Origin of the sequence: Streptococcus symci (assembly GCF_006385165.1) — a bacterium.
In the GTDB taxonomy this organism is placed as follows: domain Bacteria; phylum Bacillota; class Bacilli; order Lactobacillales; family Streptococcaceae; genus Streptococcus; species Streptococcus symci.
In genome coordinates, this window is the sequence record NZ_VFJA01000002.1 from 50371 (window position 1) to 68122 (window position 17752).

At 38.9% G+C, this 17752-nt stretch carries 15 protein-coding genes; 4 read left to right on the top strand and 11 right to left on the bottom strand.

Annotation, left to right across the window (positions count from 1 at the left end; translation table 11 throughout):
- Positions 1-90 precede the first annotated feature (90 nt).
- The 4 genes from FJN11_RS04910 to FJN11_RS04925 form a co-directional block, all read right to left on the bottom strand.
- Positions 91-2622: a pneumococcal-type histidine triad protein gene (locus FJN11_RS04910; protein ID WP_140224226.1), complete on the bottom strand. Its 2532-nt coding sequence runs from the start codon at positions 2620-2622 to the stop codon at positions 91-93.
- A 7-nt stretch (positions 2623-2629) separates the two neighbouring features.
- On the bottom strand, positions 2630-3547 hold the full coding sequence (adcAII, locus tag FJN11_RS04915; RefSeq protein ID WP_049490059.1) for a zinc-binding lipoprotein AdcAII: 918 nt from the start codon (positions 3545-3547) through the stop codon (positions 2630-2632).
- 142 nt (positions 3548-3689) lie between these two features.
- Positions 3690-5423, bottom strand: a complete 1734-nt coding sequence (ptsP, locus tag FJN11_RS04920) for a phosphoenolpyruvate--protein phosphotransferase (protein WP_004241506.1) — start codon at positions 5421-5423, stop codon at positions 3690-3692.
- 5 nt (positions 5424-5428) lie between these two features.
- Positions 5429-5692 (bottom strand): phosphocarrier protein HPr, encoded by a 264-nt coding sequence (locus tag FJN11_RS04925; protein WP_000146947.1) that lies wholly within the window; start codon positions 5690-5692, stop codon positions 5429-5431.
- A gap of 350 nt (positions 5693-6042) precedes the next feature.
- On the opposite strand from FJN11_RS04925, the gene nrdH reads away from it, so the two are divergent.
- The 4 genes from nrdH (at position 6043) to FJN11_RS04945 (ending at position 10569) form a co-directional block, all read left to right on the top strand.
- Positions 6043-6261 (top strand): glutaredoxin-like protein NrdH, encoded by a 219-nt coding sequence (nrdH, locus tag FJN11_RS04930; protein ID WP_000259240.1) that lies wholly within the window; start codon positions 6043-6045, stop codon positions 6259-6261.
- Positions 6262-6341: 80 nt separating this feature from the next.
- Positions 6342-8501: a class 1b ribonucleoside-diphosphate reductase subunit alpha gene (gene nrdE / locus FJN11_RS04935; RefSeq protein ID WP_049552745.1), complete on the top strand. Its 2160-nt coding sequence runs from the start codon at positions 6342-6344 to the stop codon at positions 8499-8501.
- A gap of 195 nt (positions 8502-8696) precedes the next feature.
- Positions 8697-9659 (top strand): class 1b ribonucleoside-diphosphate reductase subunit beta, encoded by a 963-nt coding sequence (nrdF, locus tag FJN11_RS04940; RefSeq protein ID WP_000451364.1) that lies wholly within the window; start codon positions 8697-8699, stop codon positions 9657-9659.
- Positions 9660-9801: 142 nt separating this feature from the next.
- Positions 9802-10569 (top strand): DeoR/GlpR family DNA-binding transcription regulator, encoded by a 768-nt coding sequence (locus FJN11_RS04945; protein WP_000917573.1) that lies wholly within the window; start codon positions 9802-9804, stop codon positions 10567-10569.
- Between the two features lie 104 nt (positions 10570-10673).
- Here the strand turns inward: FJN11_RS04945 and FJN11_RS04950 are convergent, their stop codons facing one another.
- From FJN11_RS04950 to FJN11_RS04980, 7 genes are all read right to left on the bottom strand, one after another.
- The gene (locus tag FJN11_RS04950) at positions 10674-10931 is read right to left on the bottom strand and encodes a DUF3884 family protein (protein ID WP_077805063.1); all 258 of its coding nucleotides are present in this window, start codon (positions 10929-10931) and stop codon (positions 10674-10676) included.
- 42 nt (positions 10932-10973) lie between these two features.
- On the bottom strand, positions 10974-12380 hold the full coding sequence (lacG, locus tag FJN11_RS04955) for a 6-phospho-beta-galactosidase (protein WP_049552746.1): 1407 nt from the start codon (positions 12378-12380) through the stop codon (positions 10974-10976).
- Positions 12381-12718: 338 nt separating this feature from the next.
- Positions 12719-14410, bottom strand: a complete 1692-nt coding sequence (locus FJN11_RS04960; protein ID WP_140224227.1) for a lactose-specific PTS transporter subunit EIIC — start codon at positions 14408-14410, stop codon at positions 12719-12721.
- Positions 14410-14727, bottom strand: a complete 318-nt coding sequence (locus tag FJN11_RS04965) for a PTS lactose/cellobiose transporter subunit IIA (RefSeq protein WP_001078324.1) — start codon at positions 14725-14727, stop codon at positions 14410-14412. Before FJN11_RS04965 ends, FJN11_RS04960 begins: the two co-directional genes overlap by 1 nt.
- A 34-nt stretch (positions 14728-14761) precedes the next feature.
- Entirely contained in the window at positions 14762-15598 is an 837-nt protein-coding gene (locus FJN11_RS04970; RefSeq protein ID WP_049491608.1) for a PRD domain-containing protein, read from the bottom strand.
- 233 nt (positions 15599-15831) lie between these two features.
- Complete coding sequence (lacD, locus tag FJN11_RS04975) at positions 15832-16812, bottom strand: tagatose-bisphosphate aldolase (protein WP_001229114.1); 981 nt, start codon at positions 16810-16812, stop codon at positions 15832-15834.
- 1 nt (position 16813) lies between these two features.
- Positions 16814-17743, bottom strand: a complete 930-nt coding sequence (locus FJN11_RS04980; protein ID WP_140224228.1) for a tagatose-6-phosphate kinase — start codon at positions 17741-17743, stop codon at positions 16814-16816.
- Positions 17744-17752: the final 9 nt, after the last annotated feature.

Consider the following 17752-nt stretch of genomic DNA (forward strand, 5'->3'; position numbering starts at 1 on the left):
TAGTTTACTCTTTTTAGTACTGCTTGTCAAGAATTTTTCGTATATACATAATAAAAATGAAAGTCTCTTTATCGAGACTCCCATTTTTCATTAATTTGTTTTTTCCTTATTTACAGGTGAAGGATTACTACCTTTTAACAACGCAAGTAATTTTTCTGCTTCTGCCATGATACCATTATTATCCATGGTTTGCAGGTTCAAGTTATTTCGTAAACCAGCTAGGGTTTCTGTCGCATTGGCTTTCAGACTAGCATCCGTTACTTTAGCAAGTAAAGCTTCTGCTTCTTTGATCTTGGCTTCTACTTTTTCAGTCTCTACTTGAGGAACTTCTGGCTCAGCAGGTGTTTCCTCTACTGGTTCTTCATCCGCTTTGAAGTTCTTTTTGGGATCTTCACTGTGGTCTTTCTTACCTAAGACATGCTCGCTGGCATTTCCCCATCCGTCATTAGAATGTGGACGTTCATCAGGATGTTCAACATAGTACTTAATCGTCGCAAATAAGTCTTCCAGAGTATAACCATTTGGAGCCTTGTATGAATGATCATCAAACCAAGCAAATTTAATGTTATGGTAATGATCCTTATGAGGAATGATTAAATTACCATTTTTAACTTCTACTGTATGCTCAACCATGTATGGAAGTCGAACGAGTGGAATTCGTTTCTCCCCTTTCACACGATTGTAAATAGCCGCTGCACTATCTCCAGTTGGATTTGCTTGAGCATCTGCGTCTGCTGACGGAGGTAGAATTCCTTTTTCTTTAGTATAAGATTGAGCCGCAGCTTTTTCCTTATCAGAAAGGCTGTCTTTTCCAATCCAGTGACTATGACCCATATGAGTTGTTACATAGGCATCCCCTTCATCACTGATAATATCATGTTCGTCAAAAATGTAACCATCTGACGTTGTATACTTATCAGCTAATTGAGCAATACGAACTTCGTTTTCGGTATATTCAATTTGAGAATTTGGTTTTCCAAGTCGCTCAGGATGGGTAATTGGTGCTAGGAATGCCAATAAATCATCTACCAATTTTCCTTTATTAGAAGATTCATCATTCAAGCGTTCTGCTAATTTGTCTAAGGCTTGGAAATCAGAAGTACGACCCTTATTTTCAGACAAAGCTTTATGAGCCTCGGCCAACAGATTATATGCTTTATCATAAAATTCTTGGTCACGAGGAGCAACCTTTTCTTTTTTAGCAGTTAAAGCGTGTAACACACTCTCTTGTTTTGATAACTTGTTTTCCAGATTTTTAACAGTTTCAGATGGTAAATCTTTCGCAAAGACATAGCGTGAGATTCCTTTTTCTTCGAATACATATCCTTCTCCAACTTTTCGTACCAGCTGGCTAACCAAAGAAGAATTTGAGTCTATTTTAGGATTTGGAGTAGGAGCCGGCTTTACAATAGGTTTCAAAGGTTTTAAGGTAAGAGCTGGCAAAACAGGAGATGGAATTAAATTTGGAAGACTTGGATTCGGAATTGGTTTTAATTCTTTGCCACCTGCAGTAGTATGATTTCCTTGATAATTTTCAGAAATCATTCTCGCAATCTTCTGCTCTAAATCAGACATTTGAGAATAAGGAATAAAGTGATAATGATCTCCGTGTGGCACTGCAACACCATTCGCAGTTTTTCTTGTAATCTGCGCCGGATCAAAGACAAGTCCATCTGATTCCACATGTCGTTGACTGAGTGGCAAGGCATAAAGTTGTTTCAAGAGACTGGATACGTCTTCACTCGGACTAGCTTGATAGCTATTATCCACTTGTGGGCTAACACTTGGAGTCCATCTTCTGGTATTTACCTCAACATTGCTTTGATTCGTTTGTCCATATGAACTATTATTCGATGCCTCTGATGCGCTACTGCTAGAAGAATTTGTTGAAGGACGATATCCAACTGAGCTTGGTTGATTACCTTTCCCAGCTAGGAAGGCTCGAGCTGCAGCTAATTCACTGGCAGACAAGTCACTCTTAGGAATATAGTGGAAATGATTGCCATGAGGAACGATATAGGCATCACCCGTGTCCTCAATGATATCAGACGCATTAAAGATATAACCATCATCCGTTGTATAGCGGCCTTGAGCTCTAGCAGCGACTACCGCTTTATCGCTAGAACCACCTCCGTGATTACTACCGTGTTCCTGCTTCTGACGAGTGATTTCTTCTTTTGTTCGAATATTATCCGCATGAGCTGCATCTTTCAGGTAAACATAGTATTTCCCGTCTACCTTAATCACATAACCACCCTTAATTTCATTGACAATGTCTGAATCCTTCAACTGATAATTTGGATCTTTCATCAGCAGTTCTTCACTAATGATAGCATCATAAGGAACCTTGCCATTATAGTAATGATAATGGTCTCCATGAGAAGTCACATAACCTTGATCCGTAATCTTGATAACGATTTGCTCGGCATTTATACCTTCTTTTTTACTGACTTCATCAGGTGTCAAAGTCTCTGCCTTTTGGCTTGGTTGGTTGCCATCGATGTATGAAACACGGTTATTTTCTTTTACAGTTTGGGCTTGATGCAAACCTAGTTCATAAGCACAGACGCTTAAAACAAGTGCAGCTGCTGACCCAGCTAGATATTTTTTATTGATTTTCATAATCTCCTCATTTCAATTCTTCTGCTAAAATACTCATATTGTCTTCTAGGTTTTCTAGATAAGTCTTGTCATTTTGTGGGTCTGCCTCTAAAGGATTCAGAGTTTTAAGACCCACACCTGTTGATTTGACAAGAGTTTCAGCTACTTTCGAAGAAGCATTACTTTCTGTAAAAATCGTTTTAACCTTATAGGTTTTAACAAATTCCTGAATTTCTGTTAGTTGTCTTGGACTTGGTTCTTGTTCTGGAGAGATGCCTGCAATACCAAGTTGATTAAGTCCAAATCTCTTCGCTAGATAAGAAAAGGCCGTATGTTGGGTTACAAAGGTTTTCTGAGTCGCTTTTTCAAATTTAGGCTGGAATTTCTTAGTCAATTCTTGAGCTTTTTTGATAAAGGCTTGCGCATTTTTCTGGTAAGTTTCTTTGTGTTCACTATCAACCTCTGAAAGTTTATCAGCGATAATTTGGGCTTCTTCGCCAGCTTTTTCAGGATCTAGCCAAGTGTGAGGATCATAAAGCGTTTTTTCATCAACTCCATCACCTGCTTCCACATCTTCTAGACCAGGGACACGATCCAATGTCATTCCTTCTGAAGCTTCTAAAACTTTAACTTTGGATTTTTTTAGATTGGGATCCAGACTTCCTGCCCAAGATTCAAGTGTATGAGAATGGTAAACAAAGACATCTGCATCATAGATGGCTGCGATATCATTTGCTGAAGGTTCAAAGGAGTGAATTCCGCTACTTGACTGAATCATTCGAACATCATTCAAGTCACCAGATACTTCCTTGACCATGGCATAGATAGGATAAAAACTGGTCACAATTTTCATCCCTTTACCTGACTGGCTCTCCTTCTGCCCACAAGCAGCTAAACACAAAAGAAAGACACTTAACAACACTAAAAACAAATTTTGTTTCTTCATAAAAACTCCTTAACTAGTTATTTAACTAGTTAATATTCTACTCCGATTTTTTTTATTGTCAAGCTTTTTATGAACTAGTTAATAAAATTTCTGCTATTAAACTATAAAAAAACCTTGCAACTTAGTTGCAAGGACTTTTCGATTAATCAAAGTTAACGTATTCTTTTTGAAGTTCAAGAACTTCTTCCATTGTTGAACACTCTGTAAGGGCACGGTTAGCGTACTCTTCCATCTTAGCAGTGTCCAATTTCTTCATCAAGCTACGTGTACGAAGGACTGATGTTGCTGACATAGAGAACTCATCCAAGCCCATACCGACAAGAAGTGGAACAGCTTTTTGGTCACCAGCCATCTCACCACACATACCAGCCCATTTACCTTCAGCGTGAGCTGCCTTGATAACGTTATTGATCAAGCGAAGGATTGATGGGTTATATGGTTGGTAAAGGTATGAAACTTGCTCGTTCATACGGTCTGCTGCCATTGAGTATTGGATCAAGTCGTTTGTTCCAATTGACATGAAGTCTACTTCTTTTGCAAATTGGTCTGCAAGCATCGCTGCTGCAGGGATTTCAATCATGATACCAACTTGGATGTCATCCGCAACTGCAACACCTTCAGCAAGAAGGTTTGCTTTTTCTTCTTCATAAACTGCTTTAGCTGCACGGAATTCTTTCAAAAGGGCAACCATTGGGAACATGATACGCAATTGACCATGAACAGAAGCACGAAGAAGGGCACGGATTTGTGTACGGAACATTGCATCTCCAGTTTCAGAAATAGAGATACGAAGGGCACGGAATCCAAGGAATGGGTTCATTTCGTGTGGCATATCGAAGTAAGGAAGTTCCTTATCTCCACCGATATCCATTGTACGAACAACCACTGGTTTACCATTCATTCCCTCAAGAACAGCCTTGTATGCTTCATACTGCTCATCTTCAGTTGGGAAATCTTGAGAATCCATGTACAAGAACTCTGTACGGTAAAGTCCAACAGCTTCAGCACCGTTGTTGTTAACACCTTCAACGTCTTTTGGAGTACCGATGTTAGCAGCCAACTCGAAGTGTTTACCATCAGCAGTCACTGTTTGAGCATCTTTCAAAAGTGCCCATTCAGCTTTTTGTTTAGCATAAGCTTCACCAGCTGCTTTAAATTCTGCCGCTTGTTCATCTGTTGGGTTGATAATCACTTCACCAGTAATTCCGTTAACAGCAAGGATATCACCGTCTTTCACTACTTCAGTGATGTTATTTGTTCCCAATACAGCTGCAATTTCAAGTGTACGTGCCATGATAGCTGAGTGGCTTGTACGTCCACCGATATTTGTTACAAAAGCTTTTACAAAGTTTTTGTCCAATTGAGCTGTATCAGATGGTGTCAAGTCATGCGCAATCACAATTACTTCTTCATTGATAGAAGCTGGGTTTGGCAATTTCTTACCAAGAAGATTTGCCAATACACGTTTTGTCACGTCGCGGATATCCGCTGCACGTTCTTGCATGTATGGATTGTCTTCCATTCCTTCAAAGATAGTGATGAACATGTCAGTCACTTCTTTAAGACCTGCTTCAGCATTGACTTTCTTAGCGCGAATTGTTTCTTTAATCTGACCGATCAATTCTGGGTCAGCAAGAACCATCAAATGAGCGTCAAAAACTTGAGCCGCTTCTTCACCAAGCGTACCTACAGCTTTCTCACGGATAAGAGAAAGCTCGTTTTGAGAAGCTTCAAGAGCTACATCCAAACGAGCCTCTTCTGCGTTTGTATCTTCGACTGAAACAGTCTCGAATGACAAATCCGGTTGAACGAGTAGATATGCTTTTGCAACTGCAACACCATCAGATGCTGCGATTCCTTTAAGCATTTCTGTCATTTTCCTTATGCCAATCCTTCTTTTTCCATTGTTTCTGAGATTGCAGCGATAGCGTCATCTGCATCTGCACCTTCAGCTGAGATAGTTACGTCAGCACCTTGGCCAACACCAAGACTCATAACACCCATGATTGATTTAAGGTTAACTGACTTACCTTTGTACTCAAGAGTGATATCTGAAGCAAATTTGCTTGCAGTTTGTACCAACAATGTTGCTGGACGTGCGTGAATACCTGTTTCTGCCACTACGTGGAAATCTTTAGAAGCCATAGTTTGACTCTCCTTTTGTTCTTTCTTTTTTGAGTTATATGTGATAACCCTTACAATTTGGTATTATATCATCTTCTAGGATTTTTTTCAAGCATTTTATGGGATTTATTCGATTTCCTTTCAGATAACTTGCTGAAAATCTTCTATTCTAGATAACAAAACACAGGATATAGTTTTTCAAAAAACAACTTATAGGATAATTATCACTATCTCACAAAACAAACACTACATATTGTGTTTTGTGAGCTTGAGCAGAAAAATAGACCACTATATTTAGTTTCAAATCATTGACAAAAATTTATTTTCTGATATACTAAGAAAGTAATCTATTTTGAAAGAGGAGTTACACAATGGTAACCGTTTATTCTAAAAACAACTGTGTCCAATGTAAGATGACCAAACGTTTCTTGGACAGTAATAATGTCGCTTATCGTGAAATCAATCTTGATGAGCAACCTGAGTATATCGATCAAGTTAAAGAGCTCGGTTTCAGCGCAGCTCCTGTTATCCAAACACCAACTGAAGTCTTTTCAGGTTTCCAACCAGGAAAATTGAAACAATTAGCATAATCTTAGTACATCATCCAGAAGAAACTGCTTCTAGGGCTAACTTAGAAGCCTTTCTTTTGTAATTAGATAAGGGAAATTTTATGGGATTAAAACATCTTGAGGACGTGACTTACTTCCGTCTCAATAACGAAATCAACCGTCCTGTCAATGGACAAATCATGCTTCATAAAGATAAGGAAGCCTTGGATGCCTTCTTTAAAGAAAATGTAGTTCCAAACACTATGGTTTTTGATTCAATCAAAGATAAAATCAACTACCTCATTGAACACAACTACATCGAAACAGCCTTTATCAAGAAATACCGTCCAGAATTTTTGGAAGAATTAGCTCAATTTATTAAAGAACAAAACTTCCAATTCAAGTCTTTCATGGCTGCCTATAAGTTTTACAATCAATATGCCTTAAAGACTAATGACGGTGAATATTATCTTGAAAGCATGGAAGACCGTGTCTTCTTTAACGCCCTTTATTTCGCTGATGGCAATGAAGCTGTTGCAATCGATATTGCCAATGAAATCATCCACCAACGCTACCAACCTGCTACTCCTTCCTTCTTGAATGCTGGACGTGCTCGCCGTGGGGAGTTAGTATCTTGCTTCCTAATCCAAGTAACTGATGATATGAACTCTATCGGACGTTCTATCAACTCAGCTCTTCAACTTTCACGTATCGGTGGTGGTGTGGGAATTACCCTCAGCAACCTTCGTGAAGCTGGTGCACCTATCAAAGGCTATGAAGGAGCTGCTTCAGGTGTCGTTCCTGTTATGAAGCTTTTCGAAGATAGCTTCTCTTACTCAAACCAATTGGGGCAACGTCAAGGTGCCGGTGTTGTCTACCTCAACGTCTTCCACCCAGATATTATCGCCTTCCTTTCAACTAAAAAAGAAAACGCTGATGAAAAAGTTCGTGTTAAGACCCTTTCGCTTGGTGTTGTAGTACCAGATAAATTCTACGAACTAGCTCGTAAAAATGAAGAAATGTACCTCTTCAGCCCATACTCTGTAGAGCTTGAATACGGTGTGCCATTTAACTACATCGATATCACTGAAAAATACGATGAACTAGTCGCAAATCCAAATATCCGCAAGACAAAAATCAAGGCGCGTGATTTGGAAACTGAAATCTCTAAATTGCAACAAGAGTCTGGTTACCCTTATGTAGTCAACATTGATACGGCTAACCGTGCAAACCCTGTTGATGGTAAGATTATCATGAGTAACTTGTGTTCTGAAATTCTTCAAGTCCAAGAACCAAGCTTGATCAACGATGCTCAAGAATTCCTTCAAATGGGAACGGACGTTTCATGTAACCTTGGTTCAACCAACGTGGTTAACATGATGACTTCACCTGACTTTGGTCGTTCTATCCGTGCTATGGTTCGTGCCCTTACTTTCGTTACAGATAGTTCACACATCGTAGCTGTGCCTACCATCGACCATGGAAATAGCCAAGCTCACACCTTTGGACTTGGTGCCATGGGACTTCACAGCTACCTTGCACAACAATTGATTGAATATGGATCGCCTGAGTCTGTTGAATTTACAAGCATCTACTTTATGCTTATGAACTACTGGACTTTGGTTGAGTCAAACAATATCGCTCGTGAACGTGGTATCACCTTCCATAACTTTGAAAAATCAGACTATGCTAACGGAAGCTACTTCGACAAGTATATAACTGGCGAGTTTGTTCCAAAATTAGACCGTGTTAAAGAACTCTTCAAAGATGTCTTTATCCCAAGTGCAGCTGATTGGGCTGAACTTCGTGACAAGGTTCAAGCAGATGGTCTTTACCACCAAAATCGCCTTGCTGTAGCGCCAAATGGTTCTATCAGTTACATCAACGATGTTTCTGCTTCTATCCACCCAATTACACAACGTATCGAAGAACGTCAAGAAAAGAAAATCGGTAAAATCTATTATCCAGCTGCAGGATTGTCAACAGAAACTATTCCTTACTACACTTCTGCTTACGACATGGATATGCGTAAGGTGATTGATGTCTATGCTGCTGCAACTGAGCACGTGGACCAAGGACTTTCACTCACCCTCTTCATGCGTAGTGACATTCCAAAAGGTCTATACGAATGGAAGAAAGAAAACAAACAAACGACACGTGACTTGTCTATCCTTCGTAACTATGCCTTTAACAAGGGTATCAAGTCTATCTACTACGTCCGTACCTTTACAGATGACGGTGGAGAAGTCGGTGCCAACCAATGTGAAAGCTGTGTGATTTAATCTTTGCTTGAGGAAGCTACATTTTCTCAGATTCGTGATTCATTCACCCTGCTAAACTAAACTGGAATAAGCATCTATACTATGGAAAAACACAAAAGTCGGACTTCCGACTTTTTGTACGATACTCCTCTAGAATTATGATAAAATAGAAGTAATTGTGAGTTCACAATACTAAACACAGAAAGAGATTTCAAAATGGAAACTTACTACAAAGCCATTAACTGGAATGCCATCGAAGATGTCATCGACAAATCAACTTGGGAAAAACTGACGGAGCAATTCTGGCTTGATACACGTATTCCCTTGTCAAATGACTTGGATGACTGGAGAAAGTTATCAAACAAGGAAAAAGACCTGGTCGGTAAAGTCTTTGGTGGATTAACTCTCTTGGATACCATGCAATCTGAAACTGGGGTTCAAGCCCTTCGCGCAGACATCCGTACACCACATGAAGAAGCTGTTTTCAATAACATCCAATTTATGGAATCTGTCCACGCTAAATCTTACTCATCAATCTTTTCTACCTTGAATACTAAGGCTGAGATTGAAGAAATTTTCGAATGGACCAATACCAATCCGTACCTCCAAAAGAAGGCTGAGATTGTCAACGAAATCTACCTAAACGGTAGTCCACTTGAAAAGAAAGTAGCCAGCGTCTTCCTTGAAACCTTCCTCTTCTACTCTGGGTTCTTCACACCACTCTACTACCTCGGTAACAACAAACTAGCCAACGTTGCGGAAATCATTAAATTGATCATTCGTGACGAGTCTGTTCACGGAACTTACATTGGTTACAAATTCCAACTTGGTTTCAATGAATTGCCTGAAGAAGAGCAAGAAAAACTCAAAGAATGGATGTACGACCTGCTCTACACTCTTTACGAGAATGAAGAAGGCTACACAGAAAGCCTATATGACGGTGTTGGTTGGACAGAAGAAGTCAAAACCTTCCTTCGCTACAATGCTAACAAGGCACTCATGAATCTGGGACAAGATCCACTCTTCCCAGATTCAGCTGATGATGTCAACCCAATCGTCATGAACGGTATTTCAACAGGAACTTCCAACCACGACTTCTTCTCTCAAGTCGGAAATGGTTACCTTCTTGGTGAAGTTGAAGCTATGCAAGACGATGACTACAACTACGGTTTGGATTAATTCAATTATCCCAGAACTGATAACAAATATCATGGTTTGTTTAAAACAACCATGATATTTTTGTTTTTGTTTTCTTTTGTTTTTTAAATTGATTGATTGAATACTTTATGATAAAATAGTAATAGAAATAGAGGTGATAACGATGTTAAAGCAGGAAAAACTAGATAATATTCTAGAAACGGTAAATACAAAGGGAACTATTACTGTAAAAGAAATCATGACTCGCTTGGATGTGTCAGATATGACTGCTAGACGCTACTTGCAAGAGTTGGCAGACAAAGATTTACTTGTTCGAGTACACGGGGGAGCTGAGAAAATTCGCACAGGCTCCATTTTAAACAATGAACGTTCCAATATTGAAAAACAAAGCTTACAGATTGCAGAAAAACAAGAAATTAGCCGTTTTGCAGGCCATTTAATCGATGAAGGTGAAACCATTTTTATTGGTCCAGGGACAACCTTGGAATCTTTTGCCCGTGAACTTCCAATTGATAATATTCGTGTTGTAACAAACAGTTTACCAGTCTTTCTCATCCTAAACGAACGAAAACTAACAGATTTGATTTTAATCGGTGGCAACTATCGCTCTATCACTGGAGCCTTTGTGGGAACACTAACCTTGCAAAACTTGGCCAATTTACAATTTTCTAAAGCCTTTGTTAGCTGTAATGGTATTAAGGACAATGCGATTGCGACCTTTAGTGAAGAGGAAGGCGAATCACAACGCATCGCCCTCAATAATTCCAATAAAAAATACTTACTAGCTGACAATAGTAAGTTCAATAAATTTGATTTTTATACCTTCTATAATATCTCTGATATTGATACCATCGTTTCGGACTCTAAACTGAGCAAAGAAACGTTTGAACAACTTTCAAAACAAACAAAAATTATTCTTTCTAAACCATAAAACTGAGGATTGATAAAAAATAAAATGCGTCATATCAAGAAAATAAGAATCTTGATATGACGCATTTTTTGATGAAAACTTTTACAAAGAGTTTCCTAGATTATTTATGATTGTTGAAACGGCATAAAATCTGAATCAAAGGAGATATTATCCCATTCTTCAGGATTGATAAAATTTAAAAAGATATTTTTAAATTCTTCCAGCTCATAGTCTGAATGGCAAATCCATTCTTTACCGGTAGAGACATACCATTTCCCAAGTTTTTTCAGCTCCTCATTAGTCAAACAAGGTATTTGAGAACATTTATCAAAATTGATAATATAAACTTTTTCATAAATAGATTGGATAAAATCTTTGAACATCTTTTTGCCTCACTAGAATTCTATATCTAATTACTCATTCTACTACTCAATCACTTGAGTTTCCGCTACTTTCTTGTACCAGTGAGCTGATTTCTTCGGATAACGTTCTTGAGTTTCAAAGTCTACATAGAAGAGACCGTAACGTTTTTCATAGCCGTTTGACCATGAGAAGACATCCATTAATGACCAAATGAAGTAACCTTTTACATTAGCCCCATCTGCAATAGCATCAGACAAGACTTCCAAGTGTTGCTTCACGTAATCAATACGACCATCATCGTAAACAGTGTTATCAACGAACTCATCTTTATAACCAAGTCCATTTTCAGTGATGTAAATCTTCTTGTAGTTAGGATAATCTTTCTTCACACGCATGATTTGGTCATACAAACCTTGAGGGTAGATAATCCAATCCCAATCCGTACGTGGTACATAATCAGGAGCTACACGACGACCAACACCTTTGATTTGGTATTTAGAGCTTCCTTTTTCACCTTTACCATTATGGATGATTTCAGTTTCTCCATCAAAGGCTTCCATCCAGTCACTCATATAGTAGTTAATTCCTAGGAAGTCATTCAAGTCTTTTGCGGCTTCTAATACTTCGAAATCTTCTTCACGAAAATCTAAGCTACCACCATTGGCAGCCAAGATAGCCTCTACCCCTGCCAGAGTCTTTTCAGAGTAGTGACCCAGATAAGTTGCATCCAAGATAAATTTGTTATGGATAATGTCCTCCAACTCTGCCGCAATAACATCTGCAGGATTTTCAGGATCAAGTGGGTACTTGGTTGGGAGAGCGTGCACGACACCGATTTCGCCTTTATAGCCTTTATCTTTGTACAATTTTACCGCACGCGCATGAGAAACCATCATATTGTGGTGCGATTGGAAAACTTTGGCAAGGTCGTACTGAATACCTGGAGGGAATTTCCCAACCAAGTATTGACCATCACCGATTGGTCCAATTTCATTGAATGTTGTCCAATAGTTTACTTCTGGAAATTCTTCAAAACAGAAGGCAGCGTAATCTACAAAGTGTTCGATATTTTCACGGTTTAAGAAGTCGCCATTTGAGTGGAGAGCTTCTGGTGTGTCAAAGTGATGAAGAGTTACAAAGGGCTCAACGTGACGTTTGTGACACTCTGCAAATAGATTATGATAAAACTCAACACCTTTAGCATTTACTTGACCGTAACCAGTCGGGAAAATACGTGACCAAGCAATAGAAATTCGAATACCATTAACACCATACTCTTCTGCTAGCTTGAGGTCAACTGGATATCGATTGTAAAAGTCACTGGCTGGTTCTGCAGTGTACCAGTAATTATCTTCAAGATATTTATCCCACGCAACTGGTCCTTTTCCATCAGTATGTGTAGCACCTTCTGCTTGATAGGCAGCTGTTGCGCCACCGAAAATAAAGTCTTTTGGTAATGTTTTTGTCATACTTTTCACCTATTTCTTGTTTTAAATAAAGTAAAAGTGAGAGGAGAGGAGTCAGTGAGCCATCCTTCTCCATCTCACTTCTTGTACCAAGTCACCAAATTGTGACATGAGGAGGTAAAAACGATGTCTTTTTACCGACGAATTAATAAGGCGATTAGGAAATTCGCCATAGCGATTTCCGTAACGATAGAAGACTATTTCAGAGTACCTAGCCTTAATCGAATTGTGACATGAGGAGGTAAAAACGATGTCTTTTTACCGACGAATTAATAAGGCGATTAGGAAATTCGCCATAGCGATTTCCGTAACGATAGGAGACTGTTTCACAGTCCCTATCGTTAATCGAATTGAGCTTGTACGAATGCAAGAGCACCTTTTCCATCACGAGTTAATTTGATGTATTGAGCGCCTTCTGTCTTGGCAAGTTTAATACCGAGTTTATCTGTTTCTTCTTTCATATCTTCAAAGTTTGAAGCAACTTGAGGAGCAAGGATAACAAGATCAAACTCTGGCAACATTTCACGGTGAGCGCCATAGCCACCTGCTGCTGCTTTCACAGGGACATTGTATTCTGCAGCTGCCTTATTCAAAGCATTCGCAAGAAGTCCACTTGTCCCTCCACCTGCACAGAGAACGAGGACATTTGTTTCTTCAGTGATTGTATTTTGCGCTGCTTCTACACCAGCTTTTTCAAGAATAGCATCTGCTTTTGCAGTGTTGAAGTTTGCAGCAACTTTGTCTTTCAATTCATCATTAGATTTACCTGAACGCTCTTCTTCAAGAATTTGTTCATCATAGACTTTAAGGAATGGATAGTAAATGACTACGTCAACCACGATTAGAAGGGCAGCAAGAATGAATGATAGCACTTGGAAGTTCGTACCAAGAACTAGACCTAGTGGAGCTGGGGTTGTCCATGGTAGATTAGCAGTAAATGAATTCATTCCAAGAGTTTCAATAAAGAATTTAAAGATCCATACGTTTGCGATAGGAGCAAAAATAAATGGAATGAAGAAAATCGGGTTCAATACAAGCGGTGCACCAAACAAGATTGGTTCATTTACACCAAAGAATGTTGGAACTACTGAAGCACGTCCGATTGCACGATTACGTTTTGATTTTGTTAACCACATGAACATGAATGGAACAACCAGTGTCGCACCAGTACCACCCATAGTAACGATAAACATTTGTGTACCAGAAGTAAGAATCTTGTCAGCGTGCATCCCTTGTTGAAGAAGATTCAAGTTGACTTCGGCATTTGCATAGGTAATAGCTGCGATAGCAGGTTCAACGATAGATGGACCATGAATCCCAACAAACCAGAAGAAGGCAAAGGCACCAAAGATAATGGTAATACCAAGGTATCCGTCTGCTGCTGAGAATAATGGTGCAAAGAATTTACCGATTGATTCAGCTACGCTTGCACCAATAAAATGACGAGCTAGTAAATCAAGAGCATAAAGAGAAACAACAGATAGAGTGAATGGAATCACATCTTTAAAGACTTGTGAAATATTTGGTGGAACTTCGTCAGGCATACGAATGGTAACATTGTTCTTAACACAAACCTTATAGATTGCTACGGTAACAAAGGCAGCAAGGAAGGCTGAAAGCAAACCTTTTGTTCCAAGGAATCCTGTTGCAAAACCGCCTTCAATCGGATCAGCTGCCAACATCAACAAACCAACAATTGCTGCCAACAATGTTGACATATAGTTGATTTGATTGGTTTTCTCCATGCTACGGTTTACTGAGTCGGTCAGTGATTTAGCTGTTGTACCAGCTACCAAGAGAGCCAGAATCCCCATTGAATAGCTATAAGGTTTCATCAGAAAGGCTACAACTTCATCAGACCATTTAAAGCCCCATGAGTTTGGTACAAAAGCAATCAAGATAAAGATACTTGAGAAGAGAATAACAGGCATACCTGCAATGAAACCATCACGAATAGCACGAAGATAGATATTACGAGATAATTTCTCAAAGAAAGGTTTTCCTTTCTCAATAAATGCAATTAGTTTATTCATTATTTAACTCCTCTCTTGTAGAGTTCGATTAAATGGTGCATCAAATCTTTTAACAAAATAGTTGTCATCAAGTGGTCTTGACCATGCATCATGGTCACACTATACGCTAAGTCCTCACCAGAAGCTTCCTTAGTCAATAGACTTGTTTGCGCGTGGTGAGCCTCTGCAATGCAAGAACCAGCTTCCTCGACTAAGCTATCTGCTTTCGCAAAATCACCAGCTTCAGCAGCCTTCAAGGCTTCCAATAATTTTGAACGAGCATCGCCAGCATAGGCTACGATTTCAAAACCTAACAATGTTACTTCTTCTCTATTCATGATAGAATTCTCCTTATATAATTTTAAATAATTTTTATGATAATAGACGTTGGATATGTAGAACTAGATAAACTCGTTCACTTTTATACAAATCAAGACCTGTATGTTGCGTAATCACATCATAGATCTTGGAACCAATCTCGAACGCTTTTGGATAGGATTGTTTAATGTGATCTTCCATATCCAGAAGTGATTGGTTATCATCTCTAGATCTGTCTAAATAATCCAAGAAATAATTCAAATGAATCATAAAGCGATCATAGAAATGGTTATTCTCTTTAGTTCGTTGAATTGCATAGTCCGTTAAAACTTCTTCAACATTCCTGAGAATTTCTTTCCTCTTATCAATCGACTCCACAAGTTCTACTTCATTTTCACCTTCGGCATTAATGAAATGATAAGCAATCCGAATAATCTCGTCCTCAGGAAAATGATCTGCTAGCTTCTGGCGGTAAATTTCAAATGCTTCATTTGCGATTTGAAAAGCGACAGGATACTTAGTGGAAATATCTGGCAGATTACTATCCTTGTACCTTCCTTGTGCTAGAGCTTGGTAAGAACAGTAAATATGATCTGTCAAGGTTACGTAGAGATACTCTTGAATCGGATAATGATATTTCTTTGATAGCTTATCAATGATTTCATAGGTCACTGTGATAAAATCAAGCGGAACATCTTTTAGGAGAGCCATAAAGTTTTCTCTTGACTCTTCGGTCTTCATCCGAAAGATTTTCTCAACCTGATGTTCAGTAATCAAATCTCCCTTCCTCTTCCCAAATGCAATCCCCTTACCAATTACAATCACTTCTTCTCCCTTATCATTCCTGACAAGCGAAACATTATGATTTATTGGATTTAGAATTCGATACATGTCAACCTCCTTTTATATCTTAAAGGTATATGAGTACAAAAAATGACCACAAATGAACTAGAAAATCAGCCGATTTCTAATTCACCTGTGATCATGCCTAATATTACTTAGTAACACTCACCTTGTATTAACTTGTGATTTAAGTATAGCACAAGTAAGTTATTTTGTAAACCTTTACATACAACTTTTTTTAAATTTTTTTAGATTCATGTTCCTAACCTAGGAGGACTTACTTACACGCGTTCTTTCCATGAAGTCGCTGTTGTTTGAAGAACTTTGTTGAGTTCGTCAATGTTTTCAAAACCAGTTGTGCGAAGCCATTCGCGAGCTGCTGCTTCACCATCTTTGATGTATGCTTCAACTGATCCAGCCCATGTAGCACGGCCACAAAGAACTCCGTTAAAGTTTGCACCTGATTCATGGGCAAATACAAGAGTATCTTGGAAGAGTTTAGCTGATACACCAGCACTCAAGTAGATGTATGGCAAGTTAGTTGCTTCATCTTGGGCTTTGAAGAAGGCTGCTGCTTCTTCACGTGTATAAACTACTTCACCTTCAGCGAAGCCTTCAACATATTTAATGTTAACAGGAACTTCTACTTTCAAGACATCAATGTTAAAGCGTGGGTCTGAGAAGACTTTCATAGCACCAATAACTTTGTGTGGTTTTACTTTCGCATATTCTACAGAACCTGCGTCAGCAATTTTTTCATCGTAAGCAAGAATTTCAAGGAAGAATGGGATATCTTCAGCCACACACTCAGAACCAATACGTTCGATGTAAGCTTGTTTTTCTTGGTTGAGTTCATCTGAGCTATCTACATCATAGTAAAGCAAGAATTTAACTGCATCTGCACCTTCTTCTTTAATACGTTTTGCAGACCAAACATCCAAGCAGTCTGGCAAGCGTTTTGTGCTTGTTGTATCATAACCTGTTTTTTCATAAGCAAGGAGAAGACCAGCTTTTTCATCAAGAGCTTTTGTTGCTGGAAGTCCATACTCAGGGTCAAGAAGCATAGATGATGCGTATTTAGTCAATTCATCTGCTACCAAAACTTTAAGTTCTTCCATTTGAGCCACAGTTGGTTCTTCTGTTTGGTGTTGAGCCATGAGGCGTTTCAAAGCACCACGTTGGTCAAATGCAAGAGCTGAGATGATTCCATTTTCATCAGAAAGTTTTTCTAAGCGTGCACGTTTTTGTTCTGTTAAAGCCATTTTATACCTCTTTTACTATTAATTGATCATATAGAGCTTGATAGTTGGCCATGTTGACATGACCAGTCATTTTTTCTTGAGCATTGAGCATACCAAGGACATTTGCCTTGATGAGTAATTCTGCATCCGATTCTTTATGAAGAAGTCCTGAAGAAATTCCTGCTACAGTAGAATCTCCAGATCCGACAGGATTTACCACCTGAATTCTAGGAATATCTACCTTATAGAAAGTATCTCCATGTTTGGCAAAAGCACCGTTGGCACCAAGTGAAACGATAATCCATTCAATACCTGCAAACAAAGGTTCTTGAAGAACTTCTTTTAATTCATCCAAATCCTCAGAAACTTCTCTTCCTAGAAGTTGAGACAATTCCTCATTATTTGGTTTGATGACTGTTGGTTTATGTGGTGATCCAAGAACAGCCTGAAGAGCAGCACCAGAGCAGTCCAAGACTACAGGTTTACCAGCTTGATTAGCAAGTTCTACCAAGCTCGCATAGTAATCAACTGGAAGACCAGCTGGGAGACTACCTGAAATAGCGACTACTTCAACTGAATCCAGGAGATTTTTGAAATGTACCAAAAAGTCTTGACCTTCCTGCTCCAATACAACAGGACCTTTTTCAAGAACTTCTGTTTGATTGTCTCCGTGAAGAATAGCGATACAGTTTCGAGTTTCTCCCTGAATTGAGAAGAAATCTTTCTTTACTTGATCATCGATATTTTCAACCAAAAACTCACCAAGTTTGCCACCCACTAAACCAGTAGCAAGAACAGAATCCCCAAATTCTGAAAGTACTCGGGTAACATTGAGTCCCTTACCACCAGCCGTTTTGGTTACATCCACCACACGATTGACAGTATCAATCTTCAACTCATCCAAGGGATAGGAAATATCAATGGACGGATTCATTGTGACTGTTAAAATCATAGGTCACCT